At 39.2% G+C, this 23,532-nt stretch carries 25 protein-coding genes and 1 pseudogene; 22 read left to right on the top strand and 4 right to left on the bottom strand.

From position 1 onward, the window contains the following. Positions 1-22 precede the first annotated feature (22 nt). Positions 23-205: a DUF6440 family protein gene (locus G574_RS0105500; RefSeq protein ID WP_029691321.1), complete on the top strand. Its 183-nt coding sequence runs from the start codon at positions 23-25 to the stop codon at positions 203-205. A 271-nt stretch (positions 206-476) separates the two neighbouring features. On the opposite strand, the gene G574_RS0105495 is transcribed toward G574_RS0105500, so the two are convergent. Further along, positions 477-1,385, bottom strand: a complete 909-nt coding sequence (locus G574_RS0105495) for a diacylglycerol/lipid kinase family protein (RefSeq protein ID WP_029691320.1) — start codon at positions 1,383-1,385, stop codon at positions 477-479. Positions 1,386-1,473: 88 nt separating this feature from the next. Here G574_RS0105495 and rsmD point away from each other — a divergent pair, with 88 nt between their 5' ends. From rsmD to G574_RS0105450, 9 genes are all read left to right on the top strand, one after another. Next, a complete protein-coding gene (rsmD, locus tag G574_RS0105490; RefSeq protein ID WP_029691319.1) occupies positions 1,474-2,013 on the top strand; it encodes a 16S rRNA (guanine(966)-N(2))-methyltransferase RsmD in 540 nt (179 codons plus the stop codon). Next, positions 2,003-2,506 carry a pantetheine-phosphate adenylyltransferase gene (gene coaD, locus G574_RS0105485; RefSeq protein ID WP_029691318.1) on the top strand — a complete coding sequence of 168 codons (504 nt, stop codon included), beginning with the start codon at positions 2,003-2,005 and terminating at the stop codon, positions 2,504-2,506. The genes rsmD and coaD overlap by 11 nt, the downstream gene beginning before the upstream one ends. Beyond that, entirely contained in the window at positions 2,484-3,566 is a 1,083-nt protein-coding gene (locus G574_RS0105480; RefSeq protein WP_211209679.1) for a SepM family pheromone-processing serine protease, read from the top strand. The genes coaD and G574_RS0105480 overlap by 23 nt, the downstream gene beginning before the upstream one ends. A gap of 124 nt (positions 3,567-3,690) precedes the next feature. Next, on the top strand, positions 3,691-4,671 hold the full coding sequence (locus G574_RS0105475; protein WP_029691316.1) for a LacI family DNA-binding transcriptional regulator: 981 nt from the start codon (positions 3,691-3,693) through the stop codon (positions 4,669-4,671). Continuing rightward, on the top strand, positions 4,668-5,579 hold the full coding sequence (rbsK, locus tag G574_RS0105470; protein ID WP_029691315.1) for a ribokinase: 912 nt from the start codon (positions 4,668-4,670) through the stop codon (positions 5,577-5,579). Before G574_RS0105475 ends, rbsK begins: the two co-directional genes overlap by 4 nt. Beyond that, on the top strand, positions 5,554-5,952 hold the full coding sequence (gene rbsD / locus G574_RS0105465) for a D-ribose pyranase (protein ID WP_029691314.1): 399 nt from the start codon (positions 5,554-5,556) through the stop codon (positions 5,950-5,952). The genes rbsK and rbsD overlap by 26 nt, the downstream gene beginning before the upstream one ends. A gap of 12 nt (positions 5,953-5,964) precedes the next feature. Continuing rightward, positions 5,965-7,443 carry a sugar ABC transporter ATP-binding protein gene (locus G574_RS0105460; protein ID WP_029691313.1) on the top strand — a complete coding sequence of 493 codons (1,479 nt, stop codon included), beginning with the start codon at positions 5,965-5,967 and terminating at the stop codon, positions 7,441-7,443. Between the two features lies 1 nt (position 7,444). Continuing rightward, positions 7,445-8,389, top strand: a complete 945-nt coding sequence (locus G574_RS0105455) for an ABC transporter permease subunit (protein ID WP_029691312.1) — start codon at positions 7,445-7,447, stop codon at positions 8,387-8,389. Positions 8,390-8,400: 11 nt separating this feature from the next. Further along, positions 8,401-9,369, top strand: a complete 969-nt coding sequence (locus tag G574_RS0105450; RefSeq protein WP_029691311.1) for a substrate-binding domain-containing protein — start codon at positions 8,401-8,403, stop codon at positions 9,367-9,369. A 60-nt stretch (positions 9,370-9,429) separates the two neighbouring features. Here G574_RS0105450 and G574_RS0105445 read toward each other — a convergent pair. Further along, positions 9,430-9,953, bottom strand: a pseudogene (locus G574_RS0105445) (IS3 family transposase); the annotation flags it as partial. 485 nt (positions 9,954-10,438) lie between these two features. Between G574_RS0105445 and G574_RS0105440 the strand changes: the two are divergent. The 3 genes from G574_RS0105440 (at position 10,439) to gloA2 (ending at position 14,350) form a co-directional block, all read left to right on the top strand. Then, entirely contained in the window at positions 10,439-11,212 is a 774-nt protein-coding gene (locus G574_RS0105440; protein WP_245540399.1) for a sulfite exporter TauE/SafE family protein, read from the top strand. Between the two features lie 309 nt (positions 11,213-11,521). Further along, a complete protein-coding gene (locus G574_RS0105435; RefSeq protein ID WP_029691308.1) occupies positions 11,522-13,951 on the top strand; it encodes a DNA translocase FtsK in 2,430 nt (809 codons plus the stop codon). 12 nt (positions 13,952-13,963) lie between these two features. Beyond that, positions 13,964-14,350, top strand: a complete 387-nt coding sequence (gloA2, locus tag G574_RS0105430; protein WP_029691307.1) for an SMU1112c/YaeR family gloxylase I-like metalloprotein — start codon at positions 13,964-13,966, stop codon at positions 14,348-14,350. Between the two features lie 40 nt (positions 14,351-14,390). Here the strand turns inward: gloA2 and G574_RS10810 are convergent, their stop codons facing one another. After that, positions 14,391-14,741 carry a DUF3397 domain-containing protein gene (locus tag G574_RS10810; protein WP_037590653.1) on the bottom strand — a complete coding sequence of 117 codons (351 nt, stop codon included), beginning with the start codon at positions 14,739-14,741 and terminating at the stop codon, positions 14,391-14,393. A 182-nt stretch (positions 14,742-14,923) separates the two neighbouring features. Between G574_RS10810 and rplK the strand changes: the two genes are divergently transcribed. The 9 genes from rplK (at position 14,924) to G574_RS0105385 (ending at position 21,898) form a co-directional block, all read left to right on the top strand. After that, on the top strand, positions 14,924-15,349 hold the full coding sequence (rplK, locus tag G574_RS0105425) for a 50S ribosomal protein L11 (RefSeq protein ID WP_017770023.1): 426 nt from the start codon (positions 14,924-14,926) through the stop codon (positions 15,347-15,349). A gap of 101 nt (positions 15,350-15,450) precedes the next feature. Next, entirely contained in the window at positions 15,451-16,140 is a 690-nt protein-coding gene (gene rplA, locus G574_RS0105420) for a 50S ribosomal protein L1 (RefSeq protein ID WP_029691306.1), read from the top strand. 209 nt (positions 16,141-16,349) lie between these two features. Further along, positions 16,350-17,081, top strand: a complete 732-nt coding sequence (gene pyrH, locus G574_RS0105415) for a UMP kinase (RefSeq protein WP_029691305.1) — start codon at positions 16,350-16,352, stop codon at positions 17,079-17,081. 15 nt (positions 17,082-17,096) lie between these two features. Further along, the gene (gene frr / locus G574_RS0105410) at positions 17,097-17,654 is read left to right on the top strand and encodes a ribosome recycling factor (RefSeq protein WP_017768676.1); all 558 of its coding nucleotides are present in this window, start codon (positions 17,097-17,099) and stop codon (positions 17,652-17,654) included. Positions 17,655-17,748: 94 nt separating this feature from the next. Next, positions 17,749-18,606 carry a CvfB family protein gene (locus G574_RS0105405; protein WP_029691304.1) on the top strand — a complete coding sequence of 286 codons (858 nt, stop codon included), beginning with the start codon at positions 17,749-17,751 and terminating at the stop codon, positions 18,604-18,606. A 79-nt stretch (positions 18,607-18,685) separates the two neighbouring features. Continuing rightward, on the top strand, positions 18,686-19,195 hold the full coding sequence (gene msrA / locus G574_RS0105400) for a peptide-methionine (S)-S-oxide reductase MsrA (RefSeq protein WP_029691303.1): 510 nt from the start codon (positions 18,686-18,688) through the stop codon (positions 19,193-19,195). Continuing rightward, positions 19,192-19,407 carry a YozE family protein gene (locus G574_RS0105395; RefSeq protein WP_029691302.1) on the top strand — a complete coding sequence of 72 codons (216 nt, stop codon included), beginning with the start codon at positions 19,192-19,194 and terminating at the stop codon, positions 19,405-19,407. The genes msrA and G574_RS0105395 overlap by 4 nt, the downstream gene beginning before the upstream one ends. Before the next feature lie 188 nt (positions 19,408-19,595). Next, positions 19,596-20,765, top strand: a complete 1,170-nt coding sequence (locus G574_RS0105390) for an MFS transporter (protein WP_029691301.1) — start codon at positions 19,596-19,598, stop codon at positions 20,763-20,765. A 74-nt stretch (positions 20,766-20,839) separates the two neighbouring features. Continuing rightward, positions 20,840-21,898, top strand: a complete 1,059-nt coding sequence (locus G574_RS0105385) for a PhoH family protein (RefSeq protein ID WP_029691300.1) — start codon at positions 20,840-20,842, stop codon at positions 21,896-21,898. A gap of 263 nt (positions 21,899-22,161) precedes the next feature. Here the strand turns inward: G574_RS0105385 and G574_RS0105380 are convergent, their stop codons facing one another. Continuing rightward, complete coding sequence (locus G574_RS0105380; protein ID WP_029691299.1) at positions 22,162-23,367, bottom strand: mechanosensitive ion channel; 1,206 nt, start codon at positions 23,365-23,367, stop codon at positions 22,162-22,164. Positions 23,368-23,532: the final 165 nt, after the last annotated feature.

Here is a 23,532-nt window from a genome sequence, read left to right as displayed (position 1 = left end):
AGTGTAGAGGAGATAGTGATTTATGTTTAACAAATCAAATAAAAGCGATAATCGTTTTGAACATATTTCTATCAATTCAAACGCTAAAATACTAGTTGATCAAGAAACTGGTGTCGAATATTATAAGGAAGGGATTACCATGACAGTCTTGTATGATACAGATGGTAAACCCAAAATAAACAAGGATTGGCGAGACAGTCACTAAAGAAAGGCTGCTCATTGGAGTGCTTTTAGGTTTTTTTAAGGTTGTGAGTTTATACTATAGTTACTCCTAAATAAGGTGCTTGGCACCAAAACTTTTCTTTTTCATAATCTCTTAACAAAGGCTCTACAAATGTAGGGTCTTTGTTTTTGGCTTCTTAGCCATTTTTAGAAGAACATGAACGACTACTAGATAAAGAATATCAGACTGCTCACTCTTTTTGGGGTGAGGTGAGAACTGTGGTAGTAAAAAAGCCTCAAGATGCTTCTTGAGACTAGGTTTTAGGGACGATAACGGTAACAGATTGAGGGAGCATTTGGATAAGTACTGGTAATTTACCAGCATCATCGCCATCAATGCGGACGTTAGGGTTGTTCTTATCTTCTTTTCGGATATTGATTAAGCGCAGTTCCGTTGCTTGGAAAGCGTCCCAATGCCTGAATTGATTGAATTTTTTAAAACGAAAGAAAAAATAGAAAAAGAAGCGAATAAAATGCGTACGGCGTAAACTATATACTGTAAATTTGCCATCGTTGACAGTATCTTCTTGGTTGAAACCAGGAAGTCCAGCAATGGTATTGCTCATTGTGACGAGTAATAATTTTGTTTTAATAAATTGACTTTTGCGGTCTGAAATGGCCTGAACCCGATAGGAGCGTCGCCGCAGAAAAATTTTCCATCCAGCTTTGATGAAGGCGAGAACACCGTAACGGCGTTTGCTTTCTGGAGTAACAGAAAGTGCCATGTCTGCCATGAGACCAAGGGTTAGGCTACTAATCATGTAGTGGTCGTTGACCTTGGCCATGTCGATAGCTAACGCTTTACCAGTGAAGATAACGTCAATCGCTTTCTTGGTATTTAAAGGGATACCTAAGGATTTGGCTAAATTGTTGACTGTCCCTGTCGGGATTAGCCCAAGCTTAGAGTGTCCACCTCCCTCGTAGATACCTGCACAAACTAGCTTAACAGTACCATCGCCACCTAGGGGAATAAGGATGTCTGTTTGATTTTGGCAGGCTTCTCTGGAGAGAGCTAGAGTTTCCTCGGCAGATGTTGGGTATAGGATCTGGATATCTTCTTCAGTGATATTGTGTTGCCTGAGAGAGTATAAAATGGTTTTTAGGAGATTGTCCTTGTCCTCTTTGCCAGATTTTTGATTGATAATAAGTGCAACTGTTGTCATTGTTTTCCTTGTTTCTCAAAAATTAACCCTTATTATAACACTTTTCGACAGAATAATCTTTCAAAATTTTGCTATAATAGAAAGCATTATGAGAGTAGTAGCTGGTGAATTTGGTGGTCGTCCGTTGAAGACGCTGCCTGGAAAAACAACGCGCCCCACAACGGATAAAGTTAAGGGGGCCATGTTTAACATGATCGGCCCCTATTTTGATTGTGGTCGTGTTTTAGATCTGTATGCTGGAAGTGGCAGTCTGGCTATCGAAGCCGTTTCACGCGGTATGGATGATGCTGTTTTGGTTGAGAAAAATCGGTCAGCTCAAGGCATTATCCAGCAAAATATTGCGATGACTAAGTCAGAAGACTGTTTTCAGCTTTTAAAAATGGATGACCAGAAGGCTTTGCAGTTGCTAGATGGCCAGTTCGATTTGGTGCTTTTGGATCCCCCTTATGCTAAAGAACAGATTGTTGCTGTTGTAACGGAATTGGAAGACAAAAAGCTACTCACTGATGCTGTTATGATCGTTTGTGAGACAGATAAAATGGTAGAATTGCCCGAGGAAATGTCGAGTTTTGGGATTTGGAAACAAAAAGTCTATGGAATTAGTAAGGTGACGGTTTATGTCAGGTAAAAAAAATGGCTTATTTACAGGATCTTTTGATCCGGTAACCTTAGGACATGTGGATTTAATTGCGCGTGCTGCTCAGTTGTTTGACCATTTGTATGTTGGTGTTTTTTTTAATAAAGACAAAAAGGGTCAGTTTAGCATTGACTCGAGAAAACGCATGTTAGAAGAGGCTGTCAAAGATGTGCAAAATGTGACGGTTATTACGGCTTACAATAGCCTTGCGGTCGATATTGCTGAGAAACTTCAAGTCACTCACTTGGTGCGAGGTCTTCGTAATGGCAATGATTTAACCTATGAAGCCAATTTGGAATTTTTCAATAAACATTTGGACCCTCAGATTGATACGGTTTATTTGATGGCAGCGAATCAGTGGCAGGAAGTGAGTTCAAGCCGTATTCGGGAATTACTGTATTTTAAGTCTGATATTTCAGCCTTTGTTCCCGAATCGGTTGTAAAAGAAGTGGAGGCAACTCGTGAACCAGAAACAAGAATTTGAGTTAATTGAGGAAAGTCCGAAGAAGTCCTCATCGCTAAAATGGTGGCTTTTGGGCATTATATCAGCTATCTTACTTGGCGTGGCTTTTTTTGTTCCTTTACCTTATTATATTGAAATGCCAGGAGGGGCTTATGATATCCGTCAGGTCCTTAAAGTTGACAATAAGGAGGACAAAGAAAAAGGTTCTTATCATTTTGTTGCTATCTCACAGATGCATGCGACATTTGCTGGCTTGGTCTATGCTTGGTTAACGCCGTTCACAGATATCTCGACGGCTCAAGAAAGTCTAGGGGATTACACTGAAGCTGAGTATCTTCGCTTGAACCAATTTTACATGGAAACGTCACAAAATGAAGCTATCTATCAAGCCTTTAAATTAGCTGATAAACCAGTTGATTTGAAGTACTTTGGCGTTTATGTCTTAGATGTGGCTAAGGATTCGACCTTTAAGGGTATTTTGGGACTTGCAGATACTGTGACGGGGGTTAATGGGCAAACTTTTGAAAGTTCAAAGGATCTGATTGATTATGTGGCTAAGCAAAAGATTGGAGACAAGGTCACAGTCCAATATCTATCTGATGACAAAGAAAAAGAAGCGTCTGGTAAAATCATCAAGTTAGATAATGGTAAGAACGGTATTGGTATTGGTTTAGTGGACCATACTGAGGTAGAGACAAAAATCCCAGTAACCTTTTCAACTGGAAATGTCGGCGGTCCAAGTGCAGGCTTGATGTTTACACTAGATATTTTAGACCAAATCAATGATGAGGACCTTCGTAAAGGCAGACAAATTGCTGGTACGGGGACGATTGAACAAGATGGTTCTGTAGGTGACATTGGTGGTGCGGATAAAAAGGTTGTTTCAGCTGCAAAAGATGGTGTTGATATTTTCTTCGTGCCCAATAACCCTATTCCTGAGGAGCTCTTAAAACAAGAACCCGATGCTAAAACCAATTACCAAGAAGCAAAAGAGGCTGCTAAGAAAATCAAGACAAAGATGAAAATCATTCCAGTCAAAAATGTTCAAGATGCTATTAATTACTTGAAAAAGACATCTTAAAAAATAGCTAAGAGTAGTCTCGATAAAATCGGGATTACTTTTTTGTAAAAAGTCATTGACAAATATTTAGAAAGCGGTTACAATTTTATTTGTGAGAACGGTTCCATAAAAAGGAGGGATATCTTTGATAACAATTAAAGAAGTTGCAGAAGAAGCTGGTGTTTCAAAATCTACAGTATCACGCTATATCTCTCAAAAAGGTTATGTGGGACAAGAAACTCAGGAAAAGATTAAAAAGGCTATTCAAAAATTAAACTATAGTCCCAATGTCCTGGCGCAGTCTTTAAAGTCGAAACGAAATCACCTTGTTGGACTTTTGCTTCCTGATATCTCGAATCCATTTTTCCCCAGGCTTGCACAGGGCGCGGAAGAATTTTTAAAAGAAAAAGGGTATCGCGTGATGTTGGGAAGTATAGGGGAGGAAAATGTTTTAGAAGAAGAATATCTAAAGGTTCTTGTTCAAAGTAAGGCTGTTGGAATCATAACGACACATGATTTTACAAAAAATCATCCTGACTTAGATATCCCGGTAGTCGTTGTCGATCGTGTGGATCAGGAAACAGAGTACGGTGTTTTTTCTGATAATCAAGCCGGCGGTCGTCTGGCTGCGGAGAAAATTGTTGAAGCTGGAGCAGAAAGCATCTTGTTAGTTAGAGGACCAGCTGATAATGCTCGGAGCATGAATCAAAGATTTGAAGCAGGTTTAAGTTACCTAAGAGAGCATGGAAAAAGAGTAGCCATTGCAGATAGTCACTCTTTTGACTTCGATATAATTCAAGAAGAAGCTAAGTACATGTTGGATCAAAATCCAGGTTGTGACAGTATTATTTCTCCTTCAGATGTGCATGCTATAGCTTATATACATGAAGTATTAGCACGTGGGAAAAGGATACCAGAGGATATTCAGATTATTGGTTACGATGATATCTTAATGAGTCGGTTTATTTACCCATCGTTGTCAACCATTCATCAGTCCTCATATAGGCTTGGACAAGAAGCTGCAGAATTGGTTTATAAGATTGCTAATCAGTTACCTATCGAAGAAAAGAGGATGCAATTACCTGTCAGATACATTGAAAGAGAAACCTTAAGGAGGAACATATGAGTAAAATCATTATTATTGGCAGTATCTCCATGGACTTGGTCATGGAAACAGATCGTATTGCAGAAGCAGGTGAGACTGTTTTTGGAAAACAGTTCTCCATGGTACCTGGCGGCAAAGGAGCTAACCAGGCGGTGGCCATTGGTCGTCTGAGTTCTAAAGACGATCATATTGAAATGTTGGGAGCTGTAGGACAAGATCAGTTTGGACCTAGCCTCCTAGACAATTTAAATCAAAATCAGGTTATTTCCGAAAATGTGGGAACGATACCATATTCAACAGGTGTTGCGCAAATTACACTTTACGATGATGATAATCGCATTATCTATTGTCCGGGAGCCAACGGAGAAGTAGATGCCAGACATTTTGACAGTGAATGGGATATTATCAAAAGCGCTGATTTAGTTGTTTTACAAAATGAGATCAGTCATTCAAGCAATTTAGCTATCGCGCAATTTTGTCACCAAAATGGTGTTAAGGTTCTCTATAATCCAGCACCGTCGCGAGATACGGATATTGACATGTTAGACTTCGTAGATGTTTTTACCCCTAATGAACATGAGATTAAAGAACTATTTCCTAATCAAGAGATAGAAGACGTTATCAAACACTATCCTAATAAACTTCTAGTAACTTTGGGAACAAAGGGTTCTATTTTCTTTGACGGCAAGAAAATGCAAAAAGTGCCTGCTATTAAAGCAAAAGTTGTCGACACGACAGGAGCTGGCGATACCTTTAATGGTGCATTTGGCTACGCCCTTTCAAAAGGAATGTCCTTTAAAGACGCTGTAGCTTTTGGAACCTTAGCATCACACTTATCCGTTCAGGGATTTGGAGCACAGGGTGGGATGCCTTATTTAAAAGAAATGAAAGAGAGTGGTTATTATGAAGAAACATGGGCTGTTGAATAGTAATTTGGCTAAAATGGCAGCTGATTTAGGCCATACAGATAGAGTTTGTATTGGTGATTTAGGCTTGCCTGTTCCTGATGGTGTTAGCAAAATCGATCTCGCTCTAACACACGGTTTACCGAGTTTTCAAGATGTCCTAGATAACTATCTAGACAATATATTAGTTGAAAAAGTAGTCTTAGCTGAGGAGATTAAGACTGAAAATCCTAATCAGTTAGAGAAAATATTAAAAAAATTAGACGCTAGTGTTGACATTGTTTACGTCAGTCACGAAGAATTAAAAGATCTTAATAAGCATGTCAAAACAGTGGTTCGAACAGGTGAAGATACGCCTTATTCTAATATTATTCTGCAGTCTGGTGTGACTCTATAGCGAGGTGAAGGCATGAAAATTGAAATGAGAAACATTTCAAAATCATTTGGAAATAATAAAGTTCTTGAAAAAATTGACTTAGTTTTACAGTCTGGACAGGTTCATGCTCTTATGGGAGAAAATGGTGCTGGTAAATCAACCTTGATGAATATTTTAACGGGTTTGTTTCCAGCAACGAAAGGCACGATTACTATTGACGGAAAAGAAATGGCTTTTGCCAATCCGCAAGAAGCAGAGGAATTTGGTATTAGCTTTATCCATCAAGAGATGAATACCTGGTCAGATATGACGGTCTTGGAAAATTTATTTCTAGGACGGGAAATCAAAAATAGTTTTGGTCTACTAAACCAAAAAGCTATGAAAGAAAAAGCTAATCAGGCATTTGAGCGTTTAGGGGTCTCTATTCCCTTGAATGCTGAGATTGGAAAACTTTCCGTTGGTCAGCAGCAAATGATTGAAATCGCTAAATCTTTGTTATCAGAAGTTTCCATCCTTATTATGGACGAACCGACGGCAGCTCTGACTGACCGAGAGACAGAGAGCCTCTTTTCAATCATCAATAGTCTGAAAGCACAAGGGGTTGGGATTGTTTATATTTCCCATCGTATGGAAGAAATTTTTAGAATAACGGACCTAATCACGGTTATGCGTGATGGCTTAGTGGTTGACACGACACCAACCAATGAAACAACTTCAGATGAGTTGGTTAAAAAAATGGTGGGTCGAGAATTAGAAGACTATTATCCTGATAAAACAGCTAAGATTGGAGAGGTTGCTTTTGAAGTTAGTCATCTGAGTGGTAATGACTTTGAAGATGTTTCCTTTCAGGTTAGAAAAGGTGAAATTCTTGGTTTTTCAGGTTTGATGGGAGCTGGGCGAACCGAAGTCATGCGAGCTATTTTTGGCATTGATGCCTTAAAATCTGGTCAGATAAAGATAGACGGTCAGGAAGTTTCGATTGCAAATCCTGTTCAAGCTATTGAAAAGGGGATTGGATTCTTGACTGAAAACCGAAAGGATGAAGGGTTAATTCTGGATTTTTCGATTAAGGATAATATGACTTTGCCAAGTACTAGAGATTTCAGTAAACACGGCTTTTTTGATGATAAGACCAGTACAGAATTTGTCAATCAGTTAATAAAACGATTAAGAGTCAAGTCTGGAACACCAAAATTGCCTGTTGGCAACCTATCGGGTGGTAACCAACAAAAAGTAGTCCTTGCCAAATGGATTGGCATTGCTCCCAAAATTTTGATTTTAGACGAACCAACGAGGGGTGTCGATGTTGGGGCTAAACGAGAAATTTATCAATTGATGAATGAATTAGCAGAAAGAGGCGTCCCTATCATCATGGTATCATCAGACCTTCCAGAAATATTAGGTGTAAGCGATCGTATTATCGTTATGCATGAAGGGCGTATCAGCGGAGAGCTTAGCCAATCAGAAGCTAACCAAGAATTAGTCATGCAGCTTGCGACAGGAGGACAATAGCGTGAAACAAGTAATGAAATATGTATCGGAATTAACCACTTTGATTGCATTAGTAGCATTGATGATTGTTATCACAATGCTAAATCCCAATTTTTTAACAGCCAATAACCTACTTAACTTGCTCTTGCAAGTTACAGCTAATGGGTTTATTGCCTTTGGGATGACTTTCGTTATCTTAACAGGTGGGATTGATTTATCAGTTGGTTCAATTTTAGCCCTATCTAGCGCGGTGTCAGCTGGCTTTATTGGCAGTGGTATGCCAGTACCTTTGGCTATTTTATTGGCATTACTCTTGGGTGGCTTATTTGGGCTGTTAAATGGTTTCTTGATTTCTTTTGGGAAATTGGCACCCTTTATCGTGACACTGGCTACGATGACTATTTTTAGAGGGGCTACCTTGGTCTATACAAACGGTAATCCTATTACAGCTGGTCTTAGTGATAGCTTTCTTTTCCAATTTCTTGGACAAGGTTATATTGTTGGAATACCGTTTCCAGTTATCTTGATGTTCCTTGTCTTTATTTTCTTATATGTGTTACTTCATAAAACAGCATTTGGGAAATCTGTATACGCTATAGGGGGTAATGAAAAAGCAGCGTATATCTCAGGTGTTAAATTAAATAAAGTAAAAATGATTATCTATGCTATTTCAGGAATGATGGCAGCCCTATCAGGTTTGATAATCACTTCTCGCTTAAGTTCAGCTCAACCAACTGCGGGAGCTAGCTATGAGATGGATGCTATCGCTGCTGTTGTTCTTGGAGGAACTTCTTTGTCAGGAGGTAAGGGTCGGATTATCGGAACCCTAATTGGCGCACTTATTATAGGAGTTCTCAATAATGGTCTTAATATCATCGGTGTCTCAGCCTTCTGGCAACAAGTTGTTAAAGGTATTGTTATTATCATCGCCGTGCTACTGGATCGCTTGAAAGTAGCCAATCAGTAAAGGAGTTTATCATGAAAATTATGAAACAGTTTGGCCGTGTACTGCTTATTTTAAGTCTTCTTATCATCTTAGCTGCCTGTGGTAAAACAGGATTGGATAATGGCTCAAGCAACTCAGATAAAGAAGTTACTAAAAAAGAAGCTAAAGATTTAAATCTTGGGGTATCTATTTCAACCACTAATAATCCTTATTTCGTAGCCATGAAAGAAGGTATCGATAAATATGCTAAAGATAAAAGTGTTAAGGTAAAAGTAGCGGATGCACAAGATGATGCGGCAAGACAAGCAGATGATGTGCAAAACTTTGTTAGCCAAAATGTCGATGCTATTTTGATTAATCCTGTTGATTCAGATGCTATCGTACCAGCTATCAAAGCGGCTAATTCATCAGACATCCCTGTTATTTTGATTGACCGTGGTAGTAACGGCGGTGATGTCTTGACAACCGTTGCATCAGATAATGTTGAAGCTGGAAAAATGGCAGCTGAATATATTATCAAAGAATTGGGTAAAGATGCTAAGACTTTTGAATTGTCAGGTGTCCCTGGAGCCTCAGCGACTGTAGACCGTGGCAATGGCTTTAATAAAGTGGCTAAAGACCAACTTGATATTTTATCAAGTCAATCTGCAAACTTTGACCGTGCCAAAGCATTGAATACGGCGCAAAATATGATTCAAGGTCATAAGGATGTTCAAGCTATCTTTGCACAAAATGATGAAATGGCTATGGGAGCAGCTCAAGCAGCCAAAGCAGCTGGACTTGAAAATGTCTTGATTGTTGGGATTGACGGTCAGCCAGATGCCCATGATTCTATCAACAAAGGTGCTATGTCAGCAACTATAGCGCAACAACCAGCTAAAATGGGAGAAATTGCTATCCAGGCTGCAATCGATCACTATCAAGGTAAAAAAGTTGAGAAAGAAACAGTTTCACCAATCTTCCTTGTGACAAAAGACAATGTGGATGAACATAACTGGTAATTTTTAATGAAAGTGAAGACTGGGAATATATGTACTGACCCCCAAAAGTTGGAGAAATAATTATTGAAAGGATTTAGTTCTGTATTGGACAGGACTAAGTTCTTTTAATTTTGCTTTGATGCGTTTGTTGTAGTAAAAAATATAGTCTGTAATGGCTTGTTCAAGCTCATCAAGTGATTGATAAGATGTCTCAAATCCATAGAACATCTCTGATTTGAGTATCCCAAAGAAGGATTCCATCATCCCATTATCTGGGCTATTCCCTTTGCGGGACATGGACGGACGAATGCCTTTGGTTTCCAAAAAGTAATGGTAAGACTGGTGCTGGTATTGCCAACCTTGATCGCTGTGAAGAATAGTCCCACTGTATAAATCTGCTGGAAAAGCCTTCTCAAGCATGGTTTACTCTGTTTCAAGTCAGGTGACCGAGACAGGGTAAAATCAATAATCTCACTATTATAGCCATTAAGAACAGGTGATAAGTAAAGTTTCCCTTCAGGCAAAACAAACTCCGTCACATCGGTATAACATTTTTCATAAGTCTTAGATCCCTCAAACTGACGTTTAATCAGATTATCAGCCTTATCTTCATAACTTAATTTCATAAGAAAAACACCCCAATCGTTAGATTTTGTGTCTAACTTTTGGGGTGCAGTTCAACTAGCTGAGTGCTTCGTAGTATCTTCGGGCTTGTTTGAGCTGTCACATTACGGAAGTTTTTTTCCAATTGGTCTGAGGAATCAAGGAAGTCTCTAGTATTTTTTACTCCCATTGTCTGATGTCTGTTAGTCAAGGGATAGGCTATCAGAGCTGTCTGTTGACATCGTCTAGTGGACTATCTTAAGTTTAAATTTTAAAACGAGACAGAAAGACGTTCAAGGAGAGTCTGGAAAAGACTTAGTCTAGAAGGCTCTACTAGGCAGTTTATTTTAATACTATAGAGGTAGTGAAGGTTTCGTTTCGGAAAGCTTGATTATTGTCAGCTTTTTTAGAGTATTTTGCCAATAAGCTATTAACATTAGTTTTAATTAGTGCTATAATAAACGAGGAAGGAATAAGGATGGTGTCCATGTTATTTTACGTTTTGATTGTGCTAATGGCGACCACAATTGGTGCCATAACTGGTTTGGGCGGAGGTGTGATTATCAAACCTCTCTTTGATATGATAGGTTTGGATGGACCAAGTACGATAGGTTTTTATTCATCGGTATCCGTTTTTACCATGTGTCTGGTCTCTATCTATAAGCAGATACGTAAAGGTTTCTCTTTTCAATGGCCTATACTAGTCAGTATTTCCTTGGGTTCTGTTTTAGGAGGAATTTTAGGAGATAGGGTATTTGGCCTAGCTGTCCAGGCTTTTAGTAGCCGTCAAGTGAGTTTGTTGCAGGCCAGTCTTTTATTAGGGACACTTGTTCTTATCTTATTGTATACTCTCTATAAAGGTCGTATTCGCTCTTTTCGTTTGGCCAATCCTTTAATGGTATTTGCGGTAGGTTTATTTTTAGGTACCATTTCAGTTTTTTTAGGCATTGGTGGAGGACCACTGAATATTGCTCTTTTGATGTGGTTATTTTCGATGTCTATGAAGGAATCTGCAGTCTATTCTATTGCTACCATTTTTTTCTCTCAGTTATCTAATTTAACATCTAGTTTTATTAGTCGTGATTATCTCAATTATCCTTTAGCAGTTCTTCCTTTTTTAATGGTGGCAGCTATTGCAGGGGGATATATGGGGACTTTGATGAACCAGCGCTTGGATAATAACAAGGTAGAGCAGCTGTATTTAGGGTTGATGATAGTACTGATGTTTGTTTCAGTTTTCAATATTTGGCAAAATTTATAGTCGGACAAAGATCTAGCCAGGGAGCGTTTTATATGTTCTCGCCTTAAGCGATGAAAGATGGGTCATGTTGGAACTTTATTTCGACGATATAGCTATCTTGCCTTGGAAATTTTCAGGAGATCCTTGCTCTTAAAAAGAAAATATGATTAAGCTACTAGTCTGTCTTTAGTAGCTTTTTTGATGGAAAATGTGCTAACAAGTTAGTTTTCGTGACGTATCTGATGGAGAAAGTGCCTGTTTTTTAGGAGATTTTTCGTCATGAGATTTTAGGGCTTTTTTATCGGTTGAAAAACATGCTATAATAGGTTCATGGCAAAATCAAAATCACAAGGCAAAAGCGGTCGTAAGAGACGACCAACAAAGGCCGAATTAGCAAAAAAAGCAGCAATAAAGAGAATGATAATGAGTTTATTACTAGCCATTATTCTCTTTTTTGGTGCTATTCGATTAGGTATTTTTGGTGTCACTGTTTATAATAGTGTCCGATTTTTTGTTGGTAGTTTGGCATATCCTTTCATCGGATTTGTTTTTCTTGCTCTTTTTGGTTTTCGATGGCTACAAAGGCACGAAGGTGTGATGACGGGTTTAGTTACCCTGTTTGTGGGATTTCTCATTGAGTGGCACGCTTATCTTTATACTCAGCCTTTCTTAAAAGGGCAGGAGGTGTTTAAATCGACATCACAATTGATTTATCGAGATATCAGCCATTTTAGTGTGACTCAGTTTCTTGGAGGAGGCATGTTTGGTGCACTTCTCTACAAACCAATAGCCTTCTTATTTACAAACATCGGCTCTTTTTTCATTGGTTTTTTAATTATTGTGGCTGGCATCTTTATGTTGAGCCCTTGGGATCTTTATGATTTGTTAGAATTTCTTCGCCAAAAACGTGACGAATGGATGGCTAAGCATGAGATTAATAAGCAAGAACGTTTTGCCCGTCGCGAAGAAAAACGACAGTTAGCCTTGGAGAAAAAAGAACAAGAGGCAGCTGAAAAAGTAGAAGCTGAGCGCTTAGCATCACTTAATGTTGATCCAGAGACAGGTGAAATCCTAGGAAATAATTCAGCTAAGGATGAAGATATTCCTGAAGAAACATCAGAACGCGACATTGAGATTATCGGCTACGCGCCAGAAGAAGAAACGACTGATGTGCCGAGTTTTGATGAGAGTTTGTTTGATAACCCACCAATGGATGCCTATGAGCAGGAAAATCAAGCAATGGAGATTCCGACTGAAGCCATTGATTTGGATGATTTGGATAATGATCCCGATCCACAAGTAGTTGTTGATTTTACACCAAAACAACATCTCAACTATAAATTACCTGGTATCGACCTCTTTGCAGCAGACAAACCTAAGAGTCAGGCTAAAGAGAAAAACATTGTTCGCCAAAATATTAAAATTCTCGAAGATACCTTCAAGAGCTTCAATATTGATGTTAAAGTCGAGCGGGCAGAAATTGGTCCATCTGTGACTAAGTATGAGGTTAAACCAGCGGTAGGGGTGCGTGTCAACCGTATCTCCAATTTAGCGGATGATTTAGCACTAGCTTTGGCAGCCAAAGATGTCCGCATTGAAGCACCGATTCCTGGAAAATCTTTGGTTGGTATCGAGGTGCCAAACTCAGAGATTGCAACCGTCTCTTTCCGTGAGCTCTGGGAACAATCTAACGCTAAACCTGAGAATCTCTTAGAAATTCCCTTAGGTAAGGCTGTTAATGGTACGGCCCGTAGTTTTGACCTTTCCAAAATGCCTCATCTTCTTGTAGCTGGTTCAACTGGATCTGGTAAATCAGTTGCTGTCAATGGGATTATTTCAAGTATTCTGATGAAGGCACGTCCAGACCAAGTTAAGTTTCTAATGGTCGATCCTAAGATGGTTGAACTGTCTGTTTACAATGATATTCCTCATCTTCTTATCCCGGTTGTCACCAATCCTCGTAAGGCTAGTAAGGCTCTCCAAAAAGTTGTTGATGAAATGGAAAATCGTTATGAACTCTTTAGTCAATTTGGTGTTCGAAATATAGCAGGTTATAATGCCAAAATAGAAACCTGGAATGCGACTTCAGAAGAAAAACACATTCCGCTACCGCTTATTGTGGTTATCGTTGATGAGTTGGCTGACTTGATGATGGTAGCCAGCAAGGAAGTTGAGGACGCGATTATCCGTCTGGGGCAAAAGGCGCGTGCAGCTGGGATTCACATGATTTTAGCGACGCAACGCCCATCCGTTGATGTTATTTCTGGTTTGATCAAAGCCAATGTCCCTTCTCGTGTAGCCTTTGCGGTATCATCTGGTACTGACAGTCGTACCATTTTAGATGAAAATGGCGCAGAGAAACTATTAGGGCGCGGTGACATGCTCTTCAAGCCAATCGATGAAAACCACCCTGTTCGTCTCCAAGGTTCCTTCATTTCAGATGATGATGTCGAGCGCATCGTCACTTTCATAAAAGATCAAGCAGAAGCAGAGTATGACGATTCCTTTGATCCAGGTGAAGTGACAGAAGCAGATATGACGGGTTCTAGTGGTGGTGGCGCTTCTGAAGGAGATCCTCTCTTTGAAGAAGCCAAAGCTCTAGTACTAGAAACGCAGAAAGCTAGTGCTTCAATGATCCAGCGCCGCTTGTCTGTCGGCTTTAACCGTGCGACACGATTGATGGAAGAATTAGAAGAAGCTGGAGTTATTGGTCCTGCAGAAGGTACTAAACCTCGAAAAGTTTTGCAACCCCCTCAATAAAAAGGAGTAATGATGAAACTTAGTAACATCCATCACGTTGCTATCATTGGCAGTGACTACGAAAAAACACGTCATTTTTATTGTGATCTTTTAGGATTTGAGCAGTTGGATGAGCATATTCGTCCTGAAAAAAATGACATTCTCTTTAATGTCCGGCAAGGAAATCTGATTTTAGAGATTTTTATCAAATCAGATGCACCTGCTAGACCGACCATGCCTAATCCTGAACATCAAGGACTTCGCCACCTAGCTTTTAAAGTTGATAATGTAGAAGCTTGTTTGGCAGAATTTGACCGTTTAGGCATTTCTCATGAGCCGCTGCGGTATGATGATTTTGACGGTAAAAAAATGGCTTTCTTCTTCGATCCGGATGGCTTACCCTTGGAAATTCATGAATAAAAAAAGCAGTGTTCTATTCAGAACACTGCTTTTTACGATATTAAGACGGTAAATTGAAAATTAATAGAATAGTGGCTAGGAAAAAGAAAAACGTAAGGAAAAAGTTGAGACGCCAAAAAAACTTAAACCACCTTTTATAAGTGAACTTTTTACTTTTTAGAAATTGCCAACTAGCTACAACTATAGCAAGGATAGAAATAGCTATCAAGTAATAGTAGATAAAGCTATGTTTAAAAAATTGTGAGCTAGCTACTATAATTTCAAAGATATATAGGGGGATAGTAATATCTGGAAATTTAATGCCAAATCGTCCTAACTTGAAAAATTTACAAATAATATAGGTAAAAATCGGTGTTAAAATGAGTAGGCTCGCACTGAGCACTTTAAACATGAATACTGACATAAGCTTATTGTAACGATTATCAGGCTTAAAGTAAATCGTTTTGAGAAAAAAAGCATAAAAAACTTGAAATTTACTGTAGAATGAGTATAATAGAAAGGTATGCTAATGCATACTTGTGGGAGGTAAAAATCTTTAATTACCGCCAAAACCACAATAGGAGGATTTTATTCATGGCTAAGAAAGTCGAAAACATTGTAAAACTTCAAATTCCTGCCGGTAAAGCGACACCAGCTCCACCAGTCGGACCAGCACTTGGTCAAGCAGGTATCAACATCATGGGATTCACTAAAGAGTTTAACGCTCGTACAGCTGACCAAGCTGGTATGATCATCCCTGTTGTTATCTCAGTATATGAAGACAAATCATTTGATTTCGTTACTAAAACACCACCAGCTGCTGTTCTTTTGAAAAAAGCTGCAGGTGTTGAAAAAGGTTCTGGTGAGCCAAACAAAACGAAAGTTGCATCAGTTACTCGTGCACAAGTACAAGAAATTGCTGAAACTAAAATGCCAGATTTGAACGCAGCAAACGTAGAGTCTGCTATGCGTATGATCGAAGGTACTGCTCGTTCTATGGGATTCACTGTTACTGACTAATCAGTAAGAGACCCTGAACCCGCTAAACTTCATCGTCTATTTCGATGAGTGACGTGGGAGATGAAAATCGCTATTACCACATTACAAGGAGAAATTTTATAATGGCTAAAAAAAGTAAACAAATGCGTGCTGCGCTTGAAAAAATCGACAGCACAAAAGCTTACAGCGTTGAAGAGGCTGTAGTGCTTGCTAAATCAACAAACTTCGCAAAATTTGATGCAACTGTAGAAGTATCATACAACCTTAACATTGACGTTAAGAAAGCTGACCAACAAATCCGTGGTGCAATGGTATTGCCTGCTGGAACTGGTAAAACTTCTCGCGTTCTTGTTTTTGCACGTGGTGCTAAAGCTGAAGAAGCTAAAGCAGCTGGTGCTGACTTCGTTGGTGAAGACGACCTTGTTCAAAAAATCCAAGGTGGTTGGTTAGACTTTGACGTTGTTATCGCAACACCTGATATGATGGCAGTTGTAGGTCGTCTTGGACGTGTCCTTGGACCTCGCAACCTTATGCCAAACCCTAAAACTGGTACAGTAACTATGGATGTTGCTAAAGCAGTTGAAGAGTCTAAAGGTGGTAAAATCACTTACCGTGCTGATAAAGCTGGTAACGTTCAAGCTCTTATCGGTAAAGTATCATTTGAAGATGATAAGTTGGTTGAAAACTTCAAAGCGCTTAACGACGTTATCGTTAAAGCAAAACCATCAACAGCTAAAGGTACTTACATCACAAACTTAACTTTGACAACAACTCAAGGTGTTGGTATCAAAGTTGATCCTAACTCACTTTAATTAGTAGTTATCAAAAACACTTACTTCAGTAAGTGTTTTTTTATATGAAAGCCAATGTTAATCTAACAGGTTACTTTACTAAAAGATATGTTTAAAAAGTAAAAAATACAAAAACACAGGACAGTGAGGCTATTAAATTAAGTTGCTTTATGATAAAATGGTAAAGATGAAGATGTGTTATCATGTCAATTACTATTGAGGAGAAGAACATGGTTCAACCAAAATATAAACGTGTTTTGATTAAATTATCTGGAGAAGCACTTGCAGGCGAACGTGGTGTCGGCATTGACATCAAGACTGTTCAGGAGATGGCAAAAGAGATTGCTGAAGTTCATGCTTCTGGCATAGAGATTGCTCTTGTGATTGGAGGTGGAAACCTTTGGCGTGGTGAACCAGCTGCTGCAGCTGGTATGGACCGTGTACAAGCAGATTACACTGGTATGCTGGGTACAGTTATGAATGCTCTTGTTATGGCTGATAGTCTTCAACAAGAGGGGGTGGATACGCGTGTTCAAACAGCCATCGCTATGCATAATGTAGCAGAACCTTATATTCGTGGACGTGCTCTTCGCCATTTGGAAAAAAATCGCGTAGTGATCTTTGGAGCAGGTATTGGTTCACCTTACTTCTCGACTGATACAACCGCTGCTCTCCGTGCAGCCGAAATCGAAGCTGATGCTATTTTGATGGCTAAAAATGGCGTTGATGGTGTCTATAACGATGATCCAAGGAAAAATGCAGATGCGGTTAAGTTTGATGAATTGACACATGGCGAAGTGATTAAACGTGGTCTAAAAATCATGGATGCGACGGCTTCGGCAATTTCAATGGATAATGATATTGATCTTGTGGTCTTTAATATGAATGAACCTGGAAATATCAAACGTGTCGTTCTAGGTGAACCGATCGGAACAACTGTCTCAAATAAAGTAGAAGAATAAGGTAAGGAAAATAAAATGACTAAGGAAATTATTACTAAAGCAAAAGAACGTTTTGAACAATCTCACCAATCACTTGCTCGTGAATTCGCTGGTATTCGTGCTGGTCGTGCTAATGCTAGTCTTCTAGACCGTATTCAAGTGGAATACTACGGTGCCCCAACACCGCTTAACCAGTTGGCATCTATCACTGTTCCTGAAGCTCGTGTGCTTTTGATTTCACCATTTGATAAATCATCAATTAAAGACATTGAACGCGCTATTAATGAATCAGATCTTGGGATTAACCCAGCTAATGATGGCTCTGTTATCCGTTTGGTAATCCCACCACTCACTGAAGAAACACGTAAAGAACTTGCTAAAGAAGTGAAAAAAGTTGGGGAAAACTCAAAAGTTGCTATCCGCAACATCCGTCGTGATGCTATGGATGATGCTAAAAAACAAGAGAAAAACAATGAAATCACTGAAGATGAATTGCGTACTCTTGAAAAAGATATTCAAGCGGCAACAGATGAAGCTGTTAAGCATATCGACAGCATGGTTGCTAACAAGGAAAAAGAACTTCTCGAAGTTTAATATTGACATAAAAAAAACTAAAAGGCGGTGTGATGAAAGACCCGAACTGGGCGATTTGTCCACTGCTTTTTAAAAAAGAAATTGGGAAACAAGTATGAATGAATTACTAGGAACAATTATCAGCGGACTGGTAACGGATGAAAATGCGCAAGCCTATTTTGTCCAAAAAGATGGTGTTACTTTTGCGCTTTCGAAAGAGGAAGGACAACACCAACTAGGTGATATGGTCAAAGGTTTTGTTTATACCGATATGAAACAAAAACCACGTTTAACCACAAAGGATGTAGCTTCAACACAGACGAGCTACGACTGGGGAACGGTAACAGAGGTTCGCCGTGATTTAGGTGTTTTTGTCGATACAGGAATTCCAGATAAAGAGATCGTCGTTTCTTTAGACGTTCTTCCAGAGATGAAAGAATTATGGCCAAAAAAGGGAGATAAGCTTTATATTAAACTTGATGTAGACCGTAAAGGTCGAATCTGGGGTCTACCAGCAGAACCTGAAATTTTTCAAAAAATGACTGGACCAGCCTACGATAATATGCAAAATCAAACGTTGCCAGCTATTGTTTACCGCCTCAAACTGTCAGGAACTTTCGTTTATTTACCCGAGAACAATATGTTAGGCTTTATTCACCCAAGCGAACGTTATGCTGAACCCCGTCTTGGACAGGTTCTAGATGCTCGTGTTATTGGTTTTCGTGACATTGACCGCACCTTGAATCTATCGCTTAAACCGCGTTCCTTTGAAATGTTGGAAAATGATGCCCAAATGATTTTGACTTACTTAGAATCAAATGGTGGTTTTATGACCTTGAATGATAAATCCTCCCCAGAAGATATCAAGTCAACTTTTGGTATTTCCAAAGGGCAGTTTAAAAAGGCACTTGGTGGTCTCATGAAGGCTAAGAAAATTAAGCAGGATAGTCTCGGTACGAAGTTGATGGATTAGTTTTCAGAAAAAATAAAAAAATCTCAGACATTCTGAGGTTTTTCTGTTACAATAAGAAAAAAATAAACGAGGTATGAGTATGGAAAGAGCGATATTTGCTGGTGGTTGTTTCTGGTGTATGGTACAACCGTTTGAGGAGCAAGATGGGATTTTGTCAGTCCGTAGTGGTTATACCGGAGGTCATGTTCCAAATCCGACTTATGAACAAGTTTGTAGCCATACAACCGGTCATACAGAAGCCGTAGAGATTATCTTCGATCCTGAAAAAGTGTCTTATGATGATTTGGTGGAACTTTACTGGGCACAGACAGATCCAACAGATGCTTTTGGACAGTTCGAAGATCGAGGCGATAACTATCGTCCAGTTATTTACTACACCACTGAGGCGCAAAAAGGCATCGCAGAGAAATCTAAGGCAGCACTTCAAGCATCAGGACGTTTTGACAAACCGATTGTGACGACGATTGAGCCTGCTGAGACTTTCTATGAAGCAGAAGCATACCATCAAGGCTTTTATAAAACTAATCCAGAGCGTTACGCGCTCTCTAGCGCCATTCGTCATCAGTTCTTAAAGGAGAATTGGCAGTGAGAAAATCCTTTTATACTTGGTTGATGACTGAGCGAAATCCTAAGTCAAATGCGCCAGTTGCTATCTTGGCTGATTTAGCTTTCGAAGATACGACCTTTCCTAAGCATACAGATGATTTTGATACCATTAGCCGTTATTTGGAAGACGAGGCTAGCTTTGTCTTTAACTTGGGTGATTTTGACCAGATTTGGGAAGACTATTTGGCACATTAAACTACAATATTCAAAAAATCTCTAATTTTAGGGATTTTTTGATATAATGAAACTAATACGATACGAAAACGAGATTATTCGAGGAGGAAAGCAGAATATCTGCCAGAGGTATTATGTAGGTAAAAAATAATGTATAGTTAATTTGCTTGTGACTAAAGTGTCACCCTGTTTTAAATAAGGAATAATCTATGTTTACATTATCGTATCGACGTAATATTGCTCTTCTAGGAGCGACAGAATTTTTTGCCTTCTTTGGCATTACTACTTTTTGGCTTTTATTTCTCAGCCAACATGGCATGGCACTCTGGCAGATTGGGATCTTGGAAAGTATTTTTCATTTCACTAGCCTAATTTCAGAAGTACCTTCAGGTATGCTAGCAGATCGTTTTTCTTATAAAACCAATTTGTATCTCAGTCGTTTGGCTAGTATTTTTTCCAGTGTCTTGATGTTGGTTGGTCATGGAAATTTTTGGTTATATGCACTTGGAATGATTATAAATGCTTGGGCTTACAATTTTGATTCAGGTACCAGTTCTGCTATGCTCTTTGAATCGGTAAAAGAAGCGGGGATGGAATCGAAATTCTTGAAGATATCCAGTTTTTTTGCTGGTGTTGCTGAAGTGACGCGAACCTTGGGAATCTTGGTCGCTGGCTTTTTTGTCCATGGGTTGCTGGATGTGACCTATATGATTCATATAGTCTTGTCCCTTTTTGTCTTATTTTTCATTTTCCTTATGAAAGAGCCCAGTGTCAAGTTGGAAAGAGAGAAAAGTCCAACTCTAAAGATGATTATGGAGACTGTTTTTTTGACCTTTAAAAGAGAACCTCAGTTGTTCATTTGGATGATTAAAGTTCAATTTTTATCGGTTGTCATGACTATGTTTTATTTTTATTATCAAAATGAAATAACGGTCTTGACATCTTGGCAGATTAGCGTCATGATGTTAGTTTCGAGTGTAATCAATATCGCTTGTATTTGGTTAGCTAGTCGGCTGGGGCAAGTCGTAAAAGCGACAGCACTATTTCCAATTATCGTTGGATTAACAGGGATTTTTTACTTATTATCTTGGTTTCGATGGCCGGTGTTTTACATCCTTATTTACTTAGTGACCGAAGGTTTATTCGCATTATTTGAACCGATTTTTGGCAATGACTTACAAAGGATGATTCCCAGTGACGTTAGAGCTACTATGCTTAGTGTCGTTAGTATGCTTTTTAGTTTAGCTATGATTTTAATTTTCCCTGTGACAGGTTGGATGATTGACAGATTTGGTTTTGCCAATAGTTTTGTCTATCTTGGAAGCTTGTTATTATTAGCGACCGTCTTTTTAAGACTTCAAAGCAAATCAAAGGTCTAAACGAATTAGAAATCCCTATTTTTAGGGATTTTTTGATATAATGAAACTAATCTAACAAAGAAAAGGATTTAACCTTGCAAGAGTATTCTGTAGACATTACCCTTAATCACCCCGATGATGTTTTGGCACTGTTCGGGACAAATGAACGCCATTTACGTTTTATTGAAGACCATCTTCATGTCATTATTCATGCTAGAACCGAGCGTGTTCAGATTTTGGCTGATGAGCAAGAAGCAGTAGAACTAGCACGTATCACTATCCAAGCGCTTCTTGTGCTTGTGGAGCGTGGGATGACGGTCAATACGTCTGACGTAGTGACAGCTCTCTCTATGGCTGAGAATGGAAGCATCGATAAATTTGTAGCCCTCTATGAAGAGGAAATTATCAAGGATAGCTATGCTAAGCCCATTCGCGTAAAAACACTTGGACAAAAAGTCTATGTGGACAGTGTCAAAAAACATGATGTGGTCTTTGGGATTGGTCCTGCTGGTACTGGGAAGACCTTTCTTGCAGTGACCTTGGCGGTGACCGCTCTCAAGCGTGGTCAGGTTAAGCGCATTATCTTGACACGTCCTGCGGTAGAAGCTGGCGAGAGTTTAGGATTTTTACCAGGGGATTTAAAGGAAAAGGTTGACCCTTATCTACGTCCGGTTTACGATGCCCTTTATCAAATTTTAGGTAAGGAGCAGACGACACGCCTCATGGAGCGCGAAATTATTGAGATTGCCCCACTAGCTTACATGCGTGGTCGAACCTTAGATGATGCTTTCGTCATTCTGGATGAGGCACAGAACACGACCATTATGCAAATGAAGATGTTCTTGACGCGCCTTGGTTTTAATTCTAAGATGATCGTTAACGGGGATACTAGTCAGATTGACTTGCCTCGTAATGTGAAATCAGGTTTGATTGATGCTTCTGAAAAGTTGAAACGGATCAAACAGATTGACTTTGTTCACTTTTCAGCTAGTGATGTGGTTCGTCATCCAGTGGTTGCAGAGATTATCAATGCTTATGAAGCCAAGCCTTTTCATGAAGTTAGTCAAGAGTTATCAGAAGAGGCCGAAAGTTCAACAAAATCAGGCTTAACTAGCTATGAAGTGATTGGGGACTTGCCTAAGGATAAAGGTTAATCATAAGCCAAAAATTGATATCAGAGGCTGGGACAAGAGTCCCTGCCTTTTTAGATGGCTCAATCAACTCATCAAGATGTAGCGGTGGAGTGTGGGGGTAAGGTGATGATTTCACCGGCTGTTATAGTTCTACTCTACCTACGCTGCTATGCGGAGCTAGGACTACAAAATCGAACCATTTGAGTTACCGATTTTTGTCCCCTGCTCTTTTTAGTACAAAAATAAGCCCCTCACGGAGAGGTGCTTTTTGAATTTGTTTTGGATTATTTCTTGTTAAGGAAGTTTTCCAATTTTTCAAGTTGGCGAGCTGCGAAGGTTTTACCACCAAGACCAAAGGCAAGAGCGAAAGCAACGGCAACAGCACCAAGGATGATTGTGAATGTTGTTTGGACGATAGCTTGTGCAATGTTTAGTTGATCAAGTGCCATGAAGATAGCAAGTGCAATCAAACCGTAACGAACAACTTCACCAAGTGCTTTACTGCTTGTAGATTTAGCAATGAATCCAGCAAGAACATTACCAAGAACGATGGCAAGACCAAGGATTGCAAGTGAACTGATAACAGCAGGAAGGTAAGCAATGATGGCAAGACCGATTGTATTAAGAACCGAGAGGTTAAGGGTCGCAAGTGCTTGGACAAAGAAGAAAACTAAGATAATAGCACTAACGATGTTGGCAAGGACAGTTGAGATTTGATATTCTGCTTGACCTTTGACACTAAGGTATTGTGAATATTTATCGATACCTGATGCTTTAAGCACTTTTTCAAGTAAGTTGCTAAGCAATTTAGCGATGAAGCCACCGATTGCCAAGAGAACAACAGACACCAAGATATTTGGAATGAAGTTAATAACTTGATCGAGTAAGCCAACGATTGGCTCTGACAATGATTTGATACCAAGTGTTTCAAGAGCAAGTGTTAGGATTGGAATGAAAAGAAGCACATAAACGATTGATGCAAGAACATCAGCGATTTTAACTTCGTTGACTTTTGCTTGATCAATATCTTGATCGAAGAGTTTGCTCATCCATTTTTCAAATGGTAGTTTCACTAAAAGGTTGCTGACAAGATTTTTGACGAATTTGCAAAGGTAAACCCCAACCACTAAGATAAGACCAGCTGCTACAGCATTTGGCAAGAAACCAAAGAATTTAGCAAACATGCTTGAAATTGGGTCAACCACGCTTGATACGCCAAGACCTGAAAGAATGGCTGGTAAGAAGAACAAGATAACTAAGAAGTAAGCAAACTGACCGAACCCTTTGACAAGAGCTTTTTCGTCTTGTGTGGGTTTTACCAATCCCCATTTTGATAATTTAGCAACAGGTGCTAATTTGGTAAGGCCTTTGATGACCAATTTTTTAACAAGAGCAGCGACGATAAGTGCTACTAAAATTAAGACAATGATGCGGATAGCTCCAGGGAGCGCTCCAAAAAGAGACTCTGTAAATCTCGATACTGTATCCATGACGATACCTCCTAAAAATTTTTCCATAATTAGAATATCATTTTGAAGCAGGCTTCACAAAGAAAGTGTTTGCAAATTAAAGGCTTAACTACTGAGATAGGTGGGTGACGACTTTTATGGTATAATGAAGGGACTATAAGAATAGATAGAAGGAGTCAGATCCCC

It is taken from the genome of Streptococcus hyovaginalis DSM 12219, from assembly GCF_000420785.1.
Taxonomy (GTDB): Bacteria; Bacillota; Bacilli; order Lactobacillales; family Streptococcaceae; genus Streptococcus; species Streptococcus hyovaginalis.
Note: the sequence above shows the minus strand (reverse complement) of the source record. Positions and strands in the feature narration are given on the sequence as shown.

Excerpts from the sequence above, each read along its gene's own strand:
- G574_RS0105500 (WP_029691321.1), top strand. The coding sequence starts at position 23 with ATGTTTAACAAATCAAATAAAAGCGATAATCGTTTTGAACATATTTCT.
- G574_RS0105495 (WP_029691320.1), bottom strand. The coding sequence starts at position 1,385 with ATGACAACAGTTGCACTTATTATCAATCAAAAATCTGGCAAAGAGGAC.
- rsmD (WP_029691319.1), top strand. The coding sequence starts at position 1,474 with ATGAGAGTAGTAGCTGGTGAATTTGGTGGTCGTCCGTTGAAGACGCTG.
- coaD (WP_029691318.1), top strand. The coding sequence starts at position 2,003 with ATGTCAGGTAAAAAAAATGGCTTATTTACAGGATCTTTTGATCCGGTA.
- rbsK (WP_029691315.1), top strand. The coding sequence starts at position 4,668 with ATGAGTAAAATCATTATTATTGGCAGTATCTCCATGGACTTGGTCATG.
- rbsD (WP_029691314.1), top strand. The coding sequence starts at position 5,554 with ATGAAGAAACATGGGCTGTTGAATAGTAATTTGGCTAAAATGGCAGCT.
- G574_RS0105460 (WP_029691313.1), top strand. The coding sequence starts at position 5,965 with ATGAAAATTGAAATGAGAAACATTTCAAAATCATTTGGAAATAATAAA.
- G574_RS0105450 (WP_029691311.1), top strand. The coding sequence starts at position 8,401 with ATGAAAATTATGAAACAGTTTGGCCGTGTACTGCTTATTTTAAGTCTT.
- G574_RS0105440 (WP_245540399.1), top strand. The coding sequence starts at position 10,439 with ATGTTATTTTACGTTTTGATTGTGCTAATGGCGACCACAATTGGTGCC.
- G574_RS0105435 (WP_029691308.1), top strand. The coding sequence starts at position 11,522 with ATGGCAAAATCAAAATCACAAGGCAAAAGCGGTCGTAAGAGACGACCA.
- gloA2 (WP_029691307.1), top strand. The coding sequence starts at position 13,964 with ATGAAACTTAGTAACATCCATCACGTTGCTATCATTGGCAGTGACTAC.
- G574_RS10810 (WP_037590653.1), bottom strand. The coding sequence starts at position 14,741 with ATGTTTAAAGTGCTCAGTGCGAGCCTACTCATTTTAACACCGATTTTT.
- rplK (WP_017770023.1), top strand. The coding sequence starts at position 14,924 with ATGGCTAAGAAAGTCGAAAACATTGTAAAACTTCAAATTCCTGCCGGT.
- rplA (WP_029691306.1), top strand. The coding sequence starts at position 15,451 with ATGGCTAAAAAAAGTAAACAAATGCGTGCTGCGCTTGAAAAAATCGAC.
- pyrH (WP_029691305.1), top strand. The coding sequence starts at position 16,350 with ATGGTTCAACCAAAATATAAACGTGTTTTGATTAAATTATCTGGAGAA.
- frr (WP_017768676.1), top strand. The coding sequence starts at position 17,097 with ATGACTAAGGAAATTATTACTAAAGCAAAAGAACGTTTTGAACAATCT.
- G574_RS0105405 (WP_029691304.1), top strand. The coding sequence starts at position 17,749 with ATGAATGAATTACTAGGAACAATTATCAGCGGACTGGTAACGGATGAA.
- msrA (WP_029691303.1), top strand. The coding sequence starts at position 18,686 with ATGGAAAGAGCGATATTTGCTGGTGGTTGTTTCTGGTGTATGGTACAA.
- G574_RS0105390 (WP_029691301.1), top strand. The coding sequence starts at position 19,596 with ATGTTTACATTATCGTATCGACGTAATATTGCTCTTCTAGGAGCGACA.
- G574_RS0105380 (WP_029691299.1), bottom strand. The coding sequence starts at position 23,367 with ATGGATACAGTATCGAGATTTACAGAGTCTCTTTTTGGAGCGCTCCCT.